This is a genomic window from Kordia sp. SMS9, from assembly GCF_003352465.1.
Classification (GTDB): Bacteria; Bacteroidota; Bacteroidia; order Flavobacteriales; family Flavobacteriaceae; genus Kordia.
The window spans coordinates 712966-731249 of the sequence record NZ_CP031153.1; the positions used below are offsets into that span (position 1 = coordinate 712966).

Sequence of the window (18284 nt, forward strand, 5' to 3'; positions counted from 1 at the left end):
TTACAAATTGCTTTCATAAAAGCTACTGTTATTGTATGTATAGATATATATTTTTTACTTATTGTCTTTTTTTTCTTTGTTGCTATTGTGGACATGCACAACAAGATTCACTACAAAAACTCACATATAAAGATTTAAAAAGCACCTATTGGTCATTGCGTAATAAAAATCCGAAAAAAGCAAAACGTTACGCTACCGCTGCGCTAGAAAAAGCAATTACGGAGCAAAATGACATGCAAAAAAATATTGCATTTGTATTTTTAAGTGATATTGACAATATATTAGGCAATTATGAAACCGCCTTAAAAAATATAAAAACCGTCATTCATTATGCTGACTTTAAGAAGAACGAAACTCTAAAAATATATGCATTAAAAGTGCAGAGCAGTATTTACAGAAACATCGGTAATTACGATAAAGCTTTAAAAATCAATATACAACTCAACACAATTGCCAAAGCATCTAATAATATTTTACTTGAGATAGATTCAAAACATGATATTGGGCTCATGAAAAATGAAATTGGCGTATATGAAGATGCTATTCTTTATTTTCTTGAAAACCTAGAGGCAATTAATACGTTGCCTGAAAAAAAACGTACCTCAAGACATACAAAAACAATTATTGCTTTGGCAGCAACCTATGTCAATACTGATTTGGAAAAAGGAATTTTGTATACTAATAAAGTTAAAGAAATTGCCGAAAAAAATAATGACCAAATTACTTTAGGCTATTACTTTATGTTTAAAGGTAAAATTGTATTTAAGCAAAAGTTATATGAAGAAGCACTAGAACTTTTTAACTCTTCAGAAAATGTATTTAGAACATTAGCATATGAACGAAATCTATTTACTGTATATCGCTATAAAGCAAAATGCCATTACGAATTACAACAATTTGAACAAGCAATTTCTACAGCTTTAAAAGCCAAAAAAATAAAAGATAAAAAACAGTTTCGTCATATTGAATTACTGGACTTACATTGGCTTCTAGTAGACAGCTATAAGAAAGTAAATCTTTTAGAGCGAGCTGAAGAGCATTATAAAATTGCCCGTGAATTGAGTAAAAAAAATGATGTTACAAAGACAAATATTTACACAACTCTCAAAGATAAGTACGATATAGAAAATTTTAAATCACAAATTAAAATACTTACTTCCACATCAAAGAAAGAACAACTATACCGTAAAATTTTATTCTATACAGGAATTACACTTTTTACTTTTCTATTACTTTTTATGATACGATTCTATCAACAGAAAAAAAGAAACAAAGAAAAATTTGCAAACCTGTTGGCGCACATTAAAAAATTAGAAGATGATACTAAAAAAATAGAGGTCAAGAGTGCAAAAAAAGACATTGAACAAAAAGTGCCAGATATAAAAGTTTTACAAATACTCAAAGCACTGGATAAATTTGAAGCAAAAAAAGAATATCTAAATCCCAAGACTAGCTTGGCTACTGTTGCTAAAAAACTAAATACAAATACCAAATATCTATCCAATACAATTAACGAGTATAAGAAGCAAACATTTATAAATTATATTACTTCTTTGCGGGTTAATTATGCTCTACAACGTATTAAAAATGATAAAGTTTTTAGATCATATAGTATTAAAGGAATGGCAGAAGAATTAGGCTTTAAAAGTCAAGGTCCTTTTGCTAGAGCATTCAAAAAACAAACGGGCATATATCCTTCATATTTTATTAAAAATATAGTGTCTAATTCTTAAATTGAAGATACTACAGCTATAAAGTGTTAAAAATATATCATAATGTTACATCATATTAACACTAAAATATTTTTTATGAAAAAAAAACCATTTGCACTAAAACTTAAAAAAGTAAGCATTGCCGACCTCAACTCTCTTTATGGCAAAGGAGACCAAGAAAACCAATCCAATTCGCGTAGAAATAACGTATGTAACCAAACTATTCAAGCAGACACCACTTGTAACACATTTGATGCCTGCGACACTAAATGTTGTCCTACGTTTGAATGTACTAGTACTTCGGAAGCAAACTCTTTATCAGATACAGAATCGTTACTTGAATGTTAGAAATACAGCTGCATATAATTCTTAAAATGAAGACTATAAGTGTTGTGAAGAGCAAAAAACTCCCTTAGTTTCGAGGCATTATTAACACAACATAAAATTATAGGATTATGAAAAAAAAGAATTTAAGTTTATTAAGAATTAATAAAACAGTTATTTCTTCACTTGATACTACTTCTTTAAATGGAGGTAGAACCGTTCAGTCTAATGATGGACCTACTAACTTTGGAGGCACTTGTCCAACACACTGCAATGTAGACCCTCCATTACCTGTAGAATCTTGCGGTTGTATTTATAATACAGTTGCTCCACCTTGTTATCAAGATACGCATGAAATGTGTGAATCAGACTTTTGTAATAATTCAAGAGAGCGCTGTTAGTAACTAATTCATGACTAGCTAAAACATAAAGTTAGGTCAAGCTGAGTACATTGGTGTAACGGTTGAAGGACCTTTCAAGCCAGAATACTACAGATACTAAGAATCTATTTTTATATACTTGAAAGCCTTTTGTCAGATGACAAAAGGCTTTCTTTTTTTAGTATCTTGGGTAACAATAGCACATATACTTAACTAGTATTTAATATGCACATTTTCTAAAATTGTTGCCTCATGAATTTTCGTCACTATTCTTCTTTTTTCTTTTTTTTAATTTTTGTGGGAAACATCATTGCACAGGAAAAAGATTCGCTGGCAACCTTAACCTATCAAACCCTTAAAAATCGCTATCAAGAATTTGCCTATTCCAATCCTAAAATTGCCAAAACGTATGCAGATGCATTGCTAAAAAAAGCGGCAACCGAGCAAAATCTTCAAGAAAAATACGCAGCCTTTTTGTTAAAATCATCTTCCGAAAGCTATTTTGGTAATATGAATGCGTCCTTACGCTATATTGATTCTACAATTGTATATTCCAAAAACACAAAAAACGATCTGTTATACATCAAAGCGTTGAGTCAAAAAGGAAAAACCTATTTCACCTTTGGAAAATACAATAACGCAATTACCTATTACTTACAATTAGATTCTTTAGCGCGAAAAACGAAAAATGTACGGTATCAAATTTACTCCAATCACAGTATTGGTTCTATCAAAAATATCATGGGCGATCATAAAGGTGCCACAGAATTATTTTTAAAAAACAAAGAGATCATTTCGCCCATTATAGAAGAAAAAAAATACCACACACTGTACTTAAATACATTGATCGGACTCAGTTCTGCCTACACCTATTTTGATGTGGACGCTGCCGCAGATTATTTGCCTGAACTTAAAAAAGTGAGTGCTGAACAAAACGACACAGACGCATTAAGTTATTACTTCACCTTGCAAGGAATTGTAGATTACAAGCGCAAAGACTATGAAAAAGCACTAGCGGTTTTGGCGCAAGCAGACAGTTTGGTGTCTTCATTAGGCACAAAAAGAAATTTGTATCCTGTATATCGCTTTCGCGGGAAAACCTACTACGAAAAAAAGATGTTTCCAGAAGCTATTGTTGCTTTTGAAGCGATCAAAACATTGCAACAAGAAATTGAATTTGATGATTTTCAATTTAGAGAAGTACTTTCTTTGTTAGCTAATAGTTACGAACAGATTGACAGCACGGACAAAGCCTTGGAAAATTACCGTTTGGCACACAATTTTTCATACACAGATACCATTCAAAAAGCCATTCGATATACAATTTTAAAAGAATATGACAAGAAAACACTGGAAAGTAAGATTGATACCTTAAAGATAAAATCGACTCAAAAAGAACGACAAAATACTTCGCTGTGGATTGCTTCTGCCGGATTGCTAACAGCGTTTGTCATTTTATTTTGGTTTTACAAGAAACAACAACGCGACAATCAACAAAAGTTTGATGAAGTATTGCAAAAGTTAGCTACGGAAGCTTCACCAACAAAAACCATAGAAACTTCTGGTAAATATCAAATTTCCGATGAAAAAATTACCAAAATCTTAGAAGGCTTGGAAAAGTTTGAGAAGTCGGAAACGTTTTTACAACAAAATACGAGTTTGGTGACGGTTGCCAAAAAACTCAATACAAATACAACCTATTTATCGCAAATTGTAAACGAGCAGAAAGGCGTCAGTTTCAAAAATTACATTACTAAATTACGCATCAATTATGTATTACATCGACTCAAAAACGACAAAGTTTTACGTTCATACAGCATTAAAGCCATTGCCAAGGAATTGGGTTTTAAAAGTGAAGGCGCATTTTCAAGAGCTTTCAAAAAACAAACAGGCATTTATCCATCATTTTTTATCAAAAACCTCACGTCTATTTTATAAAATAAACGTGCTTTTTTTTCATTCAACCTAGCGTATATGCTATCTTCATAAGAAATTATTAAAAACTCAATAAACCATGAAAAAGCATCAACCTTCTTTACATTCTTTAAAATTTAGAAAAACGAGTATTGCAAACTTGTACACCTTGCAAGGTGGCGGCAAACCAATTGTGAGTGACGAATCTTCTTGTTGTTCTGAGCCTCCAGTATGTCCACAAACCGTAACTACAAGACCTGACAGCTTGGCGGATGCGTAAAAAAGCATTCCTTTTACAGTGAAAAATTGCACCGCTATTTTATAAAATGAATTTTGCTTTGATTGTTTTAAGCAAAAATCCAACCTAATTTCATGGCATTAATCAACTTTAAAAACTCAATATCATGAAAAAAAGAAATGTAAAAAGTTTAGCACTAAGTAAAAGATCAATTTCACGATTCAATACTGCATGGATCAATGGTGGAGCATTACCATCTGATCAAGGAAGTTATCCGCCAAGTAAAGAAAAAGAATGGATGAGTCTTCCATATTCGCATTGTTGCTAGTCTCTAATTTATATCTAAACTAAAGTTTTACAATTATGAAAAAAACAAGAATTAAGTTAAGCTTACACAAGCAAAGCATCTCAAACTTAAAAACAGGTGCTGTAAAAGGTGGAATTACAGGAACTACGTGTAACCTTACCAACAAATATTACGATACTTGCTACAGTGGATGTGTTCCAGGACCTACGTTTTGGGATTGCTTTACCATAGGTCAAGGTTGCCCAGTAGAAAATACTGTTCGTGTATGCGATCATTAAAAATTATCGAATCAAAATTAGTTTAACGACTATACGAAAGCCATTATCAAAGTAATTTTTGGTAATGGCTTTTTTTTAGATTATACCAATTTTACTATAAGAAGCGAAGTTGCTTTGGCATTATAGAACGCTGCGAATGTTTTGCAAAGCCTTAGCTACGGAAAATAGTCGCAAGGAAATAGAATGCTGAATGAACGAGCTTATTTGTTGCATCTGATAGTAAAATTGGTTACATATCCAACCACTTCTTAAAATTGGTCGTGCGCTCGCGAGAAACGATAATTTGTTCTTCTTGTGATGGAGTCAACTTTAACAACAATCTGCTGTTAAAGTAACTGTGAATTTCCTGTACCGAATTCACCGAAACCATGTATTTTCGGTTGATACGAAAAAAGTGAATCGGATCGAGAATTTCTTCCAATTGATCAATGGTATATTCAATAGGACATTTTTGACCGACATTTGTGTAGAGAAAAATCACGCCTTCATCCGCCATAAAATATGCGATATCTTCTACTTTATAGGTTTTGAATTGATTCCCAACTTTCACCATAAAACGACGTTTGTATTCTTTTGTGAATAAATGACGTAGTTTGTCAATATCGGTAGATTGCTGTCGATTGTCTATCGTTTCTGTGTATTTATTCAATGCTTTTTTAAGTTCTGATTTGTCAATCGGCTTCAACAAATAATCCAATCCGTTGTACTTAAATCCGCGAATGGCATATTCGTTATACGCCGTTGTAAAAATGATGGGCGGATGTTTTTCGAGTTTGTCAATAATATCAAAACCATATCCATCATTCAATTGAATGTCTAAAAAAATCAAATCGGGCAAATCGTTCGATTGAAACCATTTGTAACCACTTTCTACCGAAGAAAGTTGTGCCAAAATTTCACAATCAGGTGCCAATTCTTCTATTAAATTTCGCAATCTTCTGGAAGCAATATCTTCGTCTTCTATAATAAGTGCTTTCATGCGTGTACAGTTTGTAAAGTTTCTTTTTGTTCTTGAATCAAATCGCTAGAAAGTAATGGCATCACGACTTTAAATTGTGTTTCAGTTTCTTCGATTAACACTTCTTTTTTCGTGTAAAACGCATATCGCTTTTTAATATTTGCCAAACCTAATTGTGTAGATTCTTGCGAATCGGAACGTTTTCTGATGTTGTTTTGAACGATTAACACCTCATCTTTTGTAAAAATATCAATGGTAATCGGATGTTCTTTTGAATAGTAATTATGCTTCAACGCATTTTCCACCAACATTTGAATGGACAAGGTTGGAATGACAAATTTATGTGGCTTTGTATCAATTTTTGTGTGAATGGCAATCGCACCATCATGACGTACTTTCATCATAAAAATAAACGAGTCTAAAAACTGCATTTCTTTCTCCAAACTCACTAAGTCACTTTCTCTATTGTCCAAAATATACCGATAACAACTCGCCAAACGCGCTACAAAATCCGACGCCAAATCGCGATCTTCATACATAAGCGAGGTCAATGTGTTTAAACTATTAAACAAAAAATGTGGACTTATTTGACTTTTTAAAGAATTGTATTTCGAAGTCATCATTTCCTTTTTCAACAATTGCAAGGAACTTTCAATTTCCTTCTTTTCTTGTGTGGTTCTATAAAACTGATTAAAAATGGTCAATGAACCTGTTAACAATGCAGCGCGAAAAAAGTCAATTCGAAAACGCAACCACGATTTATCTGTTGGTAAATCGCAAATACCGTCTATTTCAAAAATTCCCACATAATAAATAATAGCGGCAACAGGCAACACAATCGCCATTGTTGTCAATAAAATTCGAATGCTACTTGAAACCGTTACGCTCGCGATGACCAATGATTTCTTTTCACGACGCATCAACCAATCGTTCACTTCCCAGGTAAGCATAAACAAGGTAAAGGCGGAGAAATAATAAAAAATAGCGGTATAATCTACCACAGGTTCGTCCATTTCATCATGATCAATCGTGAGTTTTACCAACAGAAAAACCACCGTGATAACAACGAATCGGAAGAGTAATTTTTTTAAATACGCCTTTTTGATCATTTCTTTTGTACTTGTAAACTCAAATATAAGGAGATATTTATGGCTAAAATATCGCATGAAGGTTGAATTGTTAAAAAAAGCCATGAACTGTTACATTCCATGCTTTAATTGAAAAAATACTTTTTAAAGATGAAAATTTATAATTAAACACGCTGCAACACAATTCAATAGAAAATATCCCAACTCAGCACTTCTTCATTTTCAATATGATCAAAATCTATCAAATTTGATCAAAAACTAAGAAATCATGAATAAATTAACCGTACTTTTTGTGCTTTGCTGTTCGTTTTGTATGGCACAAACCGGAATTATTAAAGGTAGAATTTTAGACAAACAATCCGAAACTCCACTTCCTGGCGCAACGATTGAATTATTAAATACTGAAAGTCCTGTTGGTGTTACTACGGACATGAATGGGTATTATACTATTGAAAATGTGCCCGTGGGACGACAAATCATTCGCGTAAGCTATATTGGTTTTGAGTCGATTACCATTCCGAATGTGGTGGTGACGACTGGAAAAGACGCTGTTGTCAACGTAAGTTTAGAAGAAGTTTTTGATCAGTTGGATGCGGTCGTTTTAGACACTCCAACCAATAAAGATCGCACCATTAATAAACTCGCTACGGTTTCTGCGCGACAGTTCAGTTTGGAAGAAGTAAACCGTTTTTCGGGCGGACGAAGCGATGTTGGGCGTTTGGCAGCCAATTTTGCAGGCGTTTCTGCACCAGACGATAGTAGAAATGATATTGTAATTCGTGGTAACTCGCCCACAGGATTGTTATGGCGTTTGGAAGGCATTCCCATTCCGAGTCCCAACCACTACTCTACGTTAGGAACTACGGGCGGACCTGTTTCTGCACTGAACACAAACATGTTACGAAACTCAGATTTCCTCACCTCAGCCTTTCCTGCGGAATATGGAAACGCACTTGGTGGTGTGTTTGATTTAGGCTTCCGAAAAGGAAATATTGACAATTATGAATATACCGCACAAGTAGGTGCCTTTACAGGAGTGGAAGCCATGGCAGAAGGTCCGCTAGGAAACAAACAAGGTTCATTTTTAGTCGCGGCGCGTTATTCATTGGTCGGTTTGTTGGGTGTTGGTGCTGGTGGAACTTCCGCTACGCCAAATTATAGTGATATTTCATTCAATATAGATTTTGGTACTGGGAAATTTGGAAATTTAAGTGTATTTGGAATTCTTGGAAACTCTGATATTGAATTTCTGGGTGATGATATTGATGAAGACGACTTGTTTTCTGCGGAAGATGAAAATGCTTTTGTAGAATCTGGTTTTGGTGTGATTGGATTGAATCACCGATTGAATATTGGTAGTAAAAGTTATTTGAAAACCATTGCTTCCGTGTCTACCTCTACCAATACGTTTGAATCGGATCGTTTTATTAATAAAGATACGCCGCAAGAACGCATCATTCGGTATACAGAAGCAGATGACACGCAGAGTAGATTTACTTTTTCCACACTTTTTAATTCTAAATTAAGTAATAAAATTACCTTGAGAACAGGAGTTTTGTATGAGAATTTCAACATAGAATCCGTATTGCGTGATCGTGAAGAACAGCCTGACAACAACAACGACGGCGATCCAGATTTGTTTACATTCCGTGATACCGATGAGCGTTTCGGTTTATGGCAACCGTATATTCAAGGACAATTTCGACTTACCAAAAAGTTAACCTTAAACGCTGGTTTGCATGCACAATACACCAACTTAAACTACCAGTTTGTGTTGGAGCCAAGAACTGCATTAAGTTATAAAATAGCGCCCAAACACAGTTTAAACTTCGGTTTCGGAATTCATCATCAGCAAGCGCCGTTGCCATTATTATTTTTGAATGAAGAGATTAATGGCGAACTCGTACAATCGAATATTGAGTTGGATTTTACCCGAAGTGCGCATTATGTGTTGGGCTATGATGTGCGAATTGCCAAAGGTTGGCGTGGAAAAGTGGAAGTGTATTACCAAGATATTGACAATGCAGCTGTTGAAGCATTTCCGTCGAGTTATTCTTCGTTGACCGAAGGAACCGATTTTGTGTTTGACAATGATCGTGTGTCGTTGACCAATGATGGAACCGGATACAATCAAGGATTGGAAATTACAGTTGAAAAATTCTTTAGTGATGGGTATTACGGTTTGTTGACTACTTCGCTGTTTGAAAGTAAATATGAAGGAAGCGACGGTATTGAACGCAACACGCCTTTTAACAACGGTTATGTATTTAATTTGTTGGCAGGACGTGAATTTGCGATTGGTCGCGAAAAGCAAAATGTATTGTTCTTTGATACGCGTGTTACGTTTGCTGGTGGACGTTATTTTACACCTGTTGATTTGGAGGCGTCACAACAAGCTGGTTATGAAGTGTTGCAAGAAGACATTGCGTTCAGTCAACAATATGACGATTATTTTCGTTGGGATTTAAAATTTGGAATCAAAATTAACAGTACCAAGAAAAAATTGTCACATCAATTTTACGTAGACTTTCAAAACGTGACCAATCAGGAGAATGTTTTTGTGCGTCGTTACAATCGTTTGACCAATAATGTAGATCAAGTGAATCAAATTGGATTTTTCCCAGATGTTGGGTATAGATTACAGTTTTAAAAAAGTTTGTTTATTTAATTAATTCTTGGAAACGTTTTGTTCTTATGAATGAAGCGTTTCCTCACTATTTTAATTTTAGCTTATGAAAAGACGCATTATTTTAGGAATTCTCGCTGTTATTATTTTTTTATTCATCTTTATCAATGTCCGAATGAACCAATCTGATCCCAATGTATTATTACCACAACTTGTAGAAATTGAGCAATATGTAGCATTTCGCAATAGCAGAAATCCAGCAATTTCCAAAGCTGATGTTGCTTGGCATTTGGATCATGTGTTGAAAACCATCAACAGAATTACAGAAGTTTTAGAAAATTCTGATCCGAAAGTGTATGAAGGTTCGTTTAATTTCACCAAAATGGCTTCACTTACCGCAGGATTCATCCCGAGAGGAAAAGTACAATCGCCACCAAGTGTACGTCCGCCAGCCATAATTGTTACAGATGACATTTTAAAGCAATTAACCGAATCGCGAAAAAACATAGAAAAATTAAAGACTTTAGAAGCTACTACAAACTTCAATCATCCCATGTTTGGCATGTTGAACAAGGCGCAAACCATTCGGTTTTTGGAAGTACACACCAACCATCACTTAAAAATCATTTCTGACATTTTGAGACAATAAGGAATTGTTAAAAAGCGAAGATTCCTGTACTTTTTTTATATATTGGGAGTTCATCATTACATTGTCATTCGCGTGACACGTATCTTTCTAATTGTTACCACATGAATTTTCGTTGTTATTTTAGTTTCTTGTTCTGTATATGTTTTGTTGGAACGTTGTTTTCGCAAGAGCGAGATTCGTTAGCTACGTATTCTTATGGAGAATTAAATAAACTTTTTTCTACGTTCAGATATAATGATCCTAAAACTGCAAAGTTATATGCAGATGCTACACTTAAAAAAGCAATTGCTGAAAAAAATACTACAGAGGAATACAATGCATACATACTTCAATCAAAATCTTTTGGATATTTAGGGAATTTACCTGAAGCACTAACACTTGCCGATAAATGTGTTGCATACGCAGAAGAACAGCAGGATATTGTTTTTTATGTAAAAGCGATTAAACGAAAAGGAACATTATATTACAATTTTGGAAAATACAATGAAGCTATTACCTATTATTTAAAGGTTGACTCTATTGCGCGAATTACAGAGAATAAAGACTATCAAGTATATGCAAATCAAAGCATTGCCTCGGTAAAGACTGTACTTGGCGATCATAAAAATGCTGCAAAGTTATTTTCGGTCAATGAAACGATATTAGAGCCTTTGAAAGACGATGCTCTGTACAGCTCAAGATATCTTAGCACCATTATTGGATTATGCTCTTCATATACATATTTCAATATTCCTAAGTCAGAAAAATATCTTTCAATAATCAAAGAGATCAGCACAAAATCTGGAGATAAAGATGCATTATCATACTATTATTCACTTAAAGGAATAATTTCTTATTTGAAGAAGGAGCCTGAAGCTGCCATCAACACATTACACATTGCTGATAGTTTAGTTACCGAACTTGGAAGAAAGAGAAACTTATTTCCCATATATCGTTTTCAAGGAAAAGCCTATTATGATACTGGACAGTTTGAAAAAACAATAGATGTATATGAAAAAATCAAAACGTTACGAAAAGACATTAAGTTTGATCATTTCAAATATCAGGAAGTTATTGCAACATTAGCACTTAGTTATGACACGATTAATAATATAGAAAAGGCTATTGAAAACTTTACACTTGCGCAAGAGTTGGTAAAAGCAAATGATACGATTAAGCAAGCTATTAATTATGAAATCATCAATAAGTATGATAATAAAATTTTACAAGATAAGATTGATCAACTCGTCATTAGAAGCCAAAAAAAGGAACAACAGAATACTTCTTTAGTATATCTGAGTATTGGTTTAGTGATGTTACTTATCGTACTTTTTATAATTTATCAAAAAAATAAAACCAATAATCGCAAGAAATTTGAAACACTTGTTCAAAAATTAGAACAGGTTGAAGAAGAAGCAAGCAAAAAAACAAGCTTCAAAACAACGAAAGAAAAGAAAGTTCCAGACGAGAAGATAACACAAATTCTCAATAGCTTACAAAAGTTTGAAGATACACATGCATACTTGCATAAAAATACGAGTTTGACTTCCGTTGCTAAAAAACTGCATACAAATACTTCATATTTATCCAAAACAATTAATACGTATAAAGAGCAATCTTTTAAAAATTATATTACCGAATTGAGAATCAACTACGCATTGCAAAAACTAAAAAACGATCGACAATTTCGTTCGTATAGCATCAAAGGAATTTCGGAAGAATTAGGCTTTAAAAGTGAAGGTTCGTTCTCCAGAGCTTTCAAAGCACAAACAGGTATTTATCCTTCTTATTTTATTAAAAATATAACCGCTAATTCATAAACCAAAGGTGTTAATTTTAGGCTTCAGTCCTTTTGTTTACTATATTTCAGCTATTAAAACATAAAATCGAAATATGATGAAAAACAAAAAAGAAATGTCTATCAGGCTACGAAAAAGAAGTATTGCAAATTTAAGTTTAGTAAAAGGAGGACATGACACAACACCTGGAGAATCTCACGGTTGTACAGGACCGAAACAATGTCCTACAACCATTGATCCAAGAGCGGATGATTTTCAATCTAATGACTGCTAAAATGCACGAATCAAAAACATCCAGTTCATAAACCGAAACTATAGAAACTAGTTTCTGACAAAAATCCATTTTAATTCAACTCAGAATTGAAATGGATTTTTTAGTGTTATCAAATAACCTCCAGTTCATAAACCAAAGGGTATTTATGTTGTTTTCCTATGTTTAGGCAGTTAATTTCACCTCCAAAATACAGCGTTTGGTGCGCTATTAAAAAAATATGAATCAATTAATATAACAGATGAAAAAAAGCAAGCTAAAACTACGTATCCTAGTCGTTTTTATCATTACCAGTCTATATGCCTGTACTCCTGACAACAACACTGAAGAAACGATAATTCCGGCAAACACCACAAAAATTGCTAGAATTGAACTCACCAGAACAGATTCTCAAGAAATTGAAGAAACCTACGATTTTGAATACCAAAACAACAAATTGCAAAAAATGACCTTAAATGAGTATGTAAGTAATACGGTTGTGTCGTTTGAGTCTAATTATTTTTACACCGATGACATTTTAACACAAATCAATAACGCGCCAGTTAGCTACGACGGAAATACGCTAACAATTACTGGAGAAGACGAACAAGAGATTTTATTTTTCAATGATAATATGCAAATAGAAAAAATAGAACTCTATTACAGATATGCCACGATATTAGAATTAGATGCGATATTTTACTTTACCTATGATGCCGCTGGAAATATCATAAGAAACGATACGCATAATGCAAACGACGAACTACTTTGGTATGCTATTTTTGAATATGATTCGAAACAAAATCCTTTACAAAATATACAATATCCAGTAAAGCAATTACTATACAGTGAGTTTTTTGGTGGGAATGAAAACAATCCTATTAGCCGAAAAGAATTTAACAATAACGGAGAATTACAAGAAGAATTTATCTACGAATATCAATACAATGCCAATGATTTCCCTGTAGAAATGAAAATTACATATATCAATCCATTAGGAACATTTATTTCCTATGAATATTTCACATACGATGAGTAATTAGTTAGTTGAATATTGCAAGATTACCTCACGTAAAAGGCGCTTCAATTGGTTTTGAAGCGTCTTCTTCTAATATCCTGTTACCAATAAACCACGAGCGCCACGCATTCCACACTTTTGATATTTGTGATACGCTTTGGCAGCGCGTTCGCGAATTTCCGCATCGGTTTCATTTAAAATCCAACCGTCAATGGCCCATTTTAACGTATATGCTTCGGGCGACATCAATCCTGTTGTCCACACCAATGGATTTGCGCCAGTTTGTTGCAAATACGTTTTAAAATAGTCTTTACTGATGCATGCCAAGATAATCGCATCTCGTTTTTTAGTATTTTTTGGTGTGAATTTTTCCTCCAAACGGAACTCCATCAAACCATCATGACCAATGTATGCAAGCAAATCTGAATCGCCTCCAAAGTTCATTTGTTGATCGTTTATAGTTATTTCTGTGGAATGATTGCCACTACTCGCTTGTAAAAAATCAATCGTAGTCTGTTTGATAAACTTGCCATCATACGCATCGGCTAACAAATACGTATTAGTTGTTTTATGTTTAAAAAGTACGCGTTCTAGTATTTTGGTGTTCTCTGTGGGAAGTGTTTTGACGAATTCCCAATCCTTACTACGCTTAAAATGTGTTTTCATACCATACAATGCGCCCCAATATAAATTTGTGCGTGGATTTTGTCCATTACCCAACGATTTCGGCACAGGCACAATTCCTTGATTTACATTATCGCACAACGCCACAAACACATGAATCTTCTTTTGTGCGAAAACAGTAAAAGTCATGCAGAAAAGAATACTTGTTAAGAGTGGTTTCATGGTGTTTGGTTTTTAGAAATGTATCTATATAACGCATAAAATGAAAAACTAGTGTAGAACGTTAAAATCATTCATAAAATTTAAAAAAACAGTATCTTGTTAGTCAAAACCCTAACTAAAATGAAACGTATTTCAATAGCCATCATGAGTAGTATTTTAGTATTTGCATCCTGCAATGATGCTACACCCGAAAAAAAATCAGAAACTTCTATGAACAAAAATCCTTTGCTCACCGAATGGAATACACCGTTCGGAGTGCCACCGTTTGATCAAATTAAAAGCAGCGATTACTTGCCAGCATTTCACATTGCATTGAAAGAAAATCAAGATGAAATTACTGCTATTAGCGAAAATACAGAAACACCAACGTTTCAAAATACAATTGAAGCCTTAGAATTAAGCGGAACGTATTTAAACAGAATACAACGTTTATTTTACGCGGTCAACGGAGCAAATACTGACGACATCCTAAAAGCCGCCGCAAAAGAAATTACACCAGCACTCGCAGCACACGACGATTTTATCAACTTGAACGCCAAATTATACGATCGTGTAAAAGCGGTGTACTATCAAAAAGACAAACTCAATTTATCATCTGAAGAAATGCGTTTGCTCGAAGAAAGACTGAAACTTTTTGTGCGTGCAGGAATTGGGCTCAAAGGAGAAAAACAAGATCGCTTGCGCGAAATTAACAAACGATTGGCGAAACTAAGCGGCGATTTTAGCGAGCATCTTCTCGATGAAACGAATGCATTTGAATATCACACAAAAGACAAAAAAGAACTAGGAAATCTTCCTGAAAGTTTGGTAGAATTGGCAAAATCAGAAGCTAAAAAACGCGGTCATGAAGATGGCTATTCGTTTACCTTGCAACGTCCGAGCATCAATCCGTTTTTGCAATCGTCTCCAAACAGAGAAGCGCGTAAAAAATTATTTGACGGATACGCAATGCGTGCTAACAATGACAATGAAAACGACAACAAAGCAATTCTCAGCGAAATGGCAACCTTACGTTTGGAAAAAGCAAAATTGTTAGGGTATGAATCGCATGCAGCCTATATTCTTTCGGATAACATGGCAGAAACGCCAGAAGCTGTATATGGTTTTATGGATAAATTGTGGCCTTCTGCATTGGCGATGGCAAAATCGGAACGAGAAGCGTTGGCGAAAAAGATGAAAAGCGAAGGTGTTTCTGGAACGTTTCAAGGAAGCGATTGGCGACATTATGTAGAAAAAGTTCGGAAAGAACGTTACAACTTTGATGAAGAAGAAACGCGTCCGTATTTTGAAGTAAATGCCGTAAGAGATGGAGTTTTTGCGTTAGCGAAAGAACTGTTTGGTTTGACTTTTAAAGAAATGAACAATGTTCCAAAATGGCATGAAGATCAGCAAGTGTTTGAAGTGTTGGAAGCAGACGGAACACATTTAGGAATTATTTACATGGATTTCTTTGCACGTCCAAGCAAACGCGGCGGCGCATGGATGAACGCGTTGCGCGCTCAGATGAACGTAGATGGAATGGTGACACCAATTGTAACAAACAACTTTAATTATCCAGCACCTACAGGAGATTCACCTTCGTTGTTATCGTTTACGGAAGCAGAAACATTATTTCACGAATTTGGACATGCACTTCACGGATTGTTCTCTAATGTAAAATACGAATCGTTGTCAGGAACCAATGTTCCAAGAGATTTTGTAGAATTTCCATCGCAAGTTATGGAAAACTGGATGAGCGAACCACAAGTATTACGCATGTTTGCAAAACATTACAAAACAGGGGAAGTCATTCCTGATGCAATGATTAAAAAGATGAAAGATGCCAATTCGTTCAATGGCGGATTTGCTACGGTTGAATATATGGCAGCAGCGTATTTAGACATGGCTTGGCATTCTAAAACAGGCGATATTCCAACAGACGTTAATAAGTTTGAAAAAGAAGCTATGGACAAGTTGGGTTTAATTGATGAAATCATTCCTCGATATAGAAGTACGTATTTTGGACACATATTTTCAAGTCCAGTGGGCTACTCTTCAGGATATTACAGTTATTTATGGTCAGAAGTGTTGGATGCAGATGCGTTTCAAGCATTTAAAGACACTGGAAACTTATTTGATCCCGCGACAGCGAAACGATATCGTAAAATGCTCAGTTTGGGCGGATCGCAATTGGGAATGGATTTATACAAAGGCTTCCGAGGTGCCGAACCTGAAATTGAACCTTTGTTAAAGAAAAAAGGATTTAACTAATATAAATCCTTCATAACAAAAAAAGCCTGAACGCAATGTTCAGGCTTTTTTTATACTACTAAATCTTACTTATACTTCGAAAGGTTCGATTGATACATAAGATCTGTTGTTAGATTTCTTTGTGAATTTCACAAGACCGTCTACTTTGGCATGTAATGTATGGTCTTTTCCCATATATACATTTTCGCCTGGATTGTGCGTAGTTCCTCTTTGTCTAACGATGATATTCCCAGCAATTGCTGCTTGTCCACCAAAAATCTTAACTCCTAATCGTTTCGATTCTGATTCTCTACCGTTTTTAGAACTACCAACTCCTTTTTTGTGAGCCATCTTCGTAAGGTTTTAAATTGTTATACTAAAGTGATATTGCAATTAAGCTTTACCACCATCTAATTCATCTTGCCATTTCTTTAACTCATCCCACTTTCCATCAGCAGCTAATTGTGCTTGTGCTGGCCAAGTGTCAGTAACGTGTTTTCCACGAACTTCCGCAATGATTTCAGAAATTTTTGCTGGTTCAGTTTTCGCTAATTCAGCGAATGTTGAAATTCCAGCTTCTACTAAAGTTGATGCAATTTTAGGACCAATTCCTTCAATTTTCTTTAAATCATCTGCTTTAGCAGTTGTTGCTTTTTGAGCTGCAGGCTTCTCTGCGGCTGGTTTTGCAACTTCTTTTTTAGCTTCTTCTTTCTTTGGTGCTGCTTTAGCTCCTGAAGCTACAATGTTTTCAATAACAATTTCTGTTAAAGACTGACGGTGACCATTTTTAACACGGTAACCTTTACGTCTTTTCTTCTTGAAAACAATCACTTTGTCACCTTTAAGGTGTTTTAAAACTTTTGCCTCTACTGCGGCTCCGTTTATAGCTGGGGCGCCAATGGTAACTTGTCCGTTATCGTCTAACAAAAGAACATTGTCGAAAGTCACTTGCTTTCCTTCTTCTGTAGCCAAACGATGAACAAATACTTTTTGGTCTTTCGCAACTTTAAATTGCTGCCCTGCTATCTCTACAATTGCATACATAGCGTATCGTTTAATTAATTAATTTTATCCAAAAATGGACGCAAATATACATCTAATTAATTAATCTACAAATACTTCTATGGTAGTTTATCACTAATATTCCAACTTGGCTTAAATTTTTGCATAAATAATAGACTTAATATCACAGTAGACGCGAAACCTTCTATTAAAATAATAAAGAGTAAAAGTCCAGGTTCTTTCGAAACACTACCAACACTCATTGCCATAATTTTTTCAGCAAATCCTACATCAATGTGAAAAATATAGATGGCCATAAAAAAGGTAAATACTAAAGTTGCTATGAACCCTGAGAAGATTCCGACTTTAAATCCTTCAAAATAATTGAAATTAACACCACTTTCTTTTTTGGTATCTTTAATGACGCTATAAATTCCAAAAGCGACAATGGCACCATTAAGCAAACGCAACCAAGGATTTTCGTGTAAGCCGAATAGTCGTACGAGCAAGAAGTACATAATAAGTCCTAAAGCTATCAAAACACCGTATTTTATAATTTTCTTTTCCATAATAATTTGAGGGTTTTTGGTTATTAATTAACTGATTCCCTTTAATATACGAAAAATTGAACACTTACTAAAATAATCATAAATTTAACAGTTTTCTTGTGAGATGTAACAATTTTAT

At 34.4% G+C, this 18284-nt stretch carries 20 protein-coding genes; 14 read left to right on the forward strand and 6 right to left on the reverse strand.

Annotated elements, in window-relative coordinates:
- Nucleotides 1–35: 35 nt before the first annotated feature.
- The 8 genes from KORDIASMS9_RS03255 (at nt 36) to KORDIASMS9_RS03280 (ending at nt 5153) form a co-directional block, all read left to right on the forward strand.
- Nucleotides 36–1733 (forward strand): helix-turn-helix domain-containing protein, encoded by a 1698-nt coding sequence (locus KORDIASMS9_RS03255; protein ID WP_114901461.1) that lies wholly within the window; start codon nt 36–38, stop codon nt 1731–1733.
- A 75-nt stretch (nt 1734–1808) separates the two neighbouring features.
- Nucleotides 1809–2060, forward strand: coding sequence for a hypothetical protein (locus KORDIASMS9_RS03260; RefSeq protein ID WP_114901462.1), 252 nt, complete (start codon nt 1809–1811; stop codon nt 2058–2060).
- A gap of 107 nt (nt 2061–2167) precedes the next feature.
- Nucleotides 2168–2437: a hypothetical protein gene (locus KORDIASMS9_RS23055; protein WP_162819741.1), complete on the forward strand. Its 270-nt coding sequence runs from the start codon at nt 2168–2170 to the stop codon at nt 2435–2437.
- A gap of 25 nt (nt 2438–2462) precedes the next feature.
- On the forward strand, nt 2463–2537 hold the full coding sequence (locus tag KORDIASMS9_RS23995) for an adenosylhomocysteinase (protein ID WP_114905130.1): 75 nt from the start codon (nt 2463–2465) through the stop codon (nt 2535–2537).
- 131 nt (nt 2538–2668) lie between these two features.
- Nucleotides 2669–4354 (forward strand): helix-turn-helix domain-containing protein, encoded by a 1686-nt coding sequence (locus KORDIASMS9_RS03270; protein WP_114901463.1) that lies wholly within the window; start codon nt 2669–2671, stop codon nt 4352–4354.
- Between the two features lie 76 nt (nt 4355–4430).
- Nucleotides 4431–4610, forward strand: coding sequence for a hypothetical protein (locus tag KORDIASMS9_RS03275; protein WP_114901464.1), 180 nt, complete (start codon nt 4431–4433; stop codon nt 4608–4610).
- Nucleotides 4611–4734: 124 nt separating this feature from the next.
- A complete protein-coding gene (locus KORDIASMS9_RS23060) occupies nt 4735–4896 on the forward strand; it encodes a hypothetical protein (RefSeq protein ID WP_162819742.1) in 162 nt (53 codons plus the stop codon).
- Nucleotides 4897–4931: 35 nt separating this feature from the next.
- The gene (locus KORDIASMS9_RS03280) at nt 4932–5153 is read left to right on the forward strand and encodes a hypothetical protein (protein WP_114901465.1); all 222 of its coding nucleotides are present in this window, start codon (nt 4932–4934) and stop codon (nt 5151–5153) included.
- Between the two features lie 229 nt (nt 5154–5382).
- Here the strand turns inward: KORDIASMS9_RS03280 and KORDIASMS9_RS03285 are convergent, their stop codons facing one another.
- Both KORDIASMS9_RS03285 and KORDIASMS9_RS03290 read right to left on the reverse strand, forming a co-directional pair.
- Entirely contained in the window at nt 5383–6132 is a 750-nt protein-coding gene (locus tag KORDIASMS9_RS03285) for a LytTR family DNA-binding domain-containing protein (protein WP_114901466.1), read from the reverse strand.
- Nucleotides 6129–7277, reverse strand: coding sequence for a sensor histidine kinase (locus KORDIASMS9_RS03290; RefSeq protein ID WP_162819743.1), 1149 nt, complete (start codon nt 7275–7277; stop codon nt 6129–6131). Before KORDIASMS9_RS03290 ends, KORDIASMS9_RS03285 begins: the two co-directional genes overlap by 4 nt.
- Nucleotides 7278–7467: 190 nt before the next feature.
- Here KORDIASMS9_RS03290 and KORDIASMS9_RS03295 point away from each other — a divergent pair, with 190 nt between their 5' ends.
- The 5 genes from KORDIASMS9_RS03295 to KORDIASMS9_RS03310 all read left to right on the forward strand — a co-directional run bounded on the left by KORDIASMS9_RS03295 (nt 7468) and on the right by KORDIASMS9_RS03310 (nt 13541).
- Nucleotides 7468–9849, forward strand: a complete 2382-nt coding sequence (locus tag KORDIASMS9_RS03295) for a TonB-dependent receptor (protein WP_114901468.1) — start codon at nt 7468–7470, stop codon at nt 9847–9849.
- Between the two features lie 82 nt (nt 9850–9931).
- Nucleotides 9932–10474 (forward strand): DUF1569 domain-containing protein, encoded by a 543-nt coding sequence (locus tag KORDIASMS9_RS03300; RefSeq protein ID WP_114901469.1) that lies wholly within the window; start codon nt 9932–9934, stop codon nt 10472–10474.
- Nucleotides 10475–10575: 101 nt separating this feature from the next.
- Nucleotides 10576–12273 carry a helix-turn-helix transcriptional regulator gene (locus tag KORDIASMS9_RS03305; RefSeq protein ID WP_114901470.1) on the forward strand — a complete coding sequence of 566 codons (1698 nt, stop codon included), beginning with the start codon at nt 10576–10578 and terminating at the stop codon, nt 12271–12273.
- Nucleotides 12274–12346: 73 nt separating this feature from the next.
- Nucleotides 12347–12526: a hypothetical protein gene (locus KORDIASMS9_RS23065; RefSeq protein WP_162819744.1), complete on the forward strand. Its 180-nt coding sequence runs from the start codon at nt 12347–12349 to the stop codon at nt 12524–12526.
- 238 nt (nt 12527–12764) lie between these two features.
- Nucleotides 12765–13541 carry a hypothetical protein gene (locus KORDIASMS9_RS03310; protein WP_114901471.1) on the forward strand — a complete coding sequence of 259 codons (777 nt, stop codon included), beginning with the start codon at nt 12765–12767 and terminating at the stop codon, nt 13539–13541.
- Between the two features lie 69 nt (nt 13542–13610).
- Here the strand turns inward: KORDIASMS9_RS03310 and KORDIASMS9_RS03315 are convergent, their stop codons facing one another.
- Entirely contained in the window at nt 13611–14366 is a 756-nt protein-coding gene (locus tag KORDIASMS9_RS03315) for a hypothetical protein (protein WP_114901472.1), read from the reverse strand.
- A 120-nt stretch (nt 14367–14486) separates the two neighbouring features.
- Between KORDIASMS9_RS03315 and KORDIASMS9_RS03320 the strand changes: the two genes are divergently transcribed.
- Nucleotides 14487–16616 carry a M3 family metallopeptidase gene (locus tag KORDIASMS9_RS03320; protein WP_114901473.1) on the forward strand — a complete coding sequence of 710 codons (2130 nt, stop codon included), beginning with the start codon at nt 14487–14489 and terminating at the stop codon, nt 16614–16616.
- A 69-nt stretch (nt 16617–16685) separates the two neighbouring features.
- On the opposite strand, the gene rpmA is transcribed toward KORDIASMS9_RS03320, so the two are convergent.
- The 3 genes from rpmA to KORDIASMS9_RS03335 form a co-directional block, all read right to left on the reverse strand.
- Nucleotides 16686–16946 carry a 50S ribosomal protein L27 gene (gene rpmA, locus KORDIASMS9_RS03325; protein ID WP_114901474.1) on the reverse strand — a complete coding sequence of 87 codons (261 nt, stop codon included), beginning with the start codon at nt 16944–16946 and terminating at the stop codon, nt 16686–16688.
- A 42-nt stretch (nt 16947–16988) separates the two neighbouring features.
- Entirely contained in the window at nt 16989–17639 is a 651-nt protein-coding gene (gene rplU, locus KORDIASMS9_RS03330) for a 50S ribosomal protein L21 (RefSeq protein WP_114901475.1), read from the reverse strand.
- Nucleotides 17640–17716: 77 nt separating this feature from the next.
- Nucleotides 17717–18166: a DUF4199 domain-containing protein gene (locus KORDIASMS9_RS03335; RefSeq protein ID WP_114901476.1), complete on the reverse strand. Its 450-nt coding sequence runs from the start codon at nt 18164–18166 to the stop codon at nt 17717–17719.
- Nucleotides 18167–18284 lie beyond the last annotated feature (118 nt).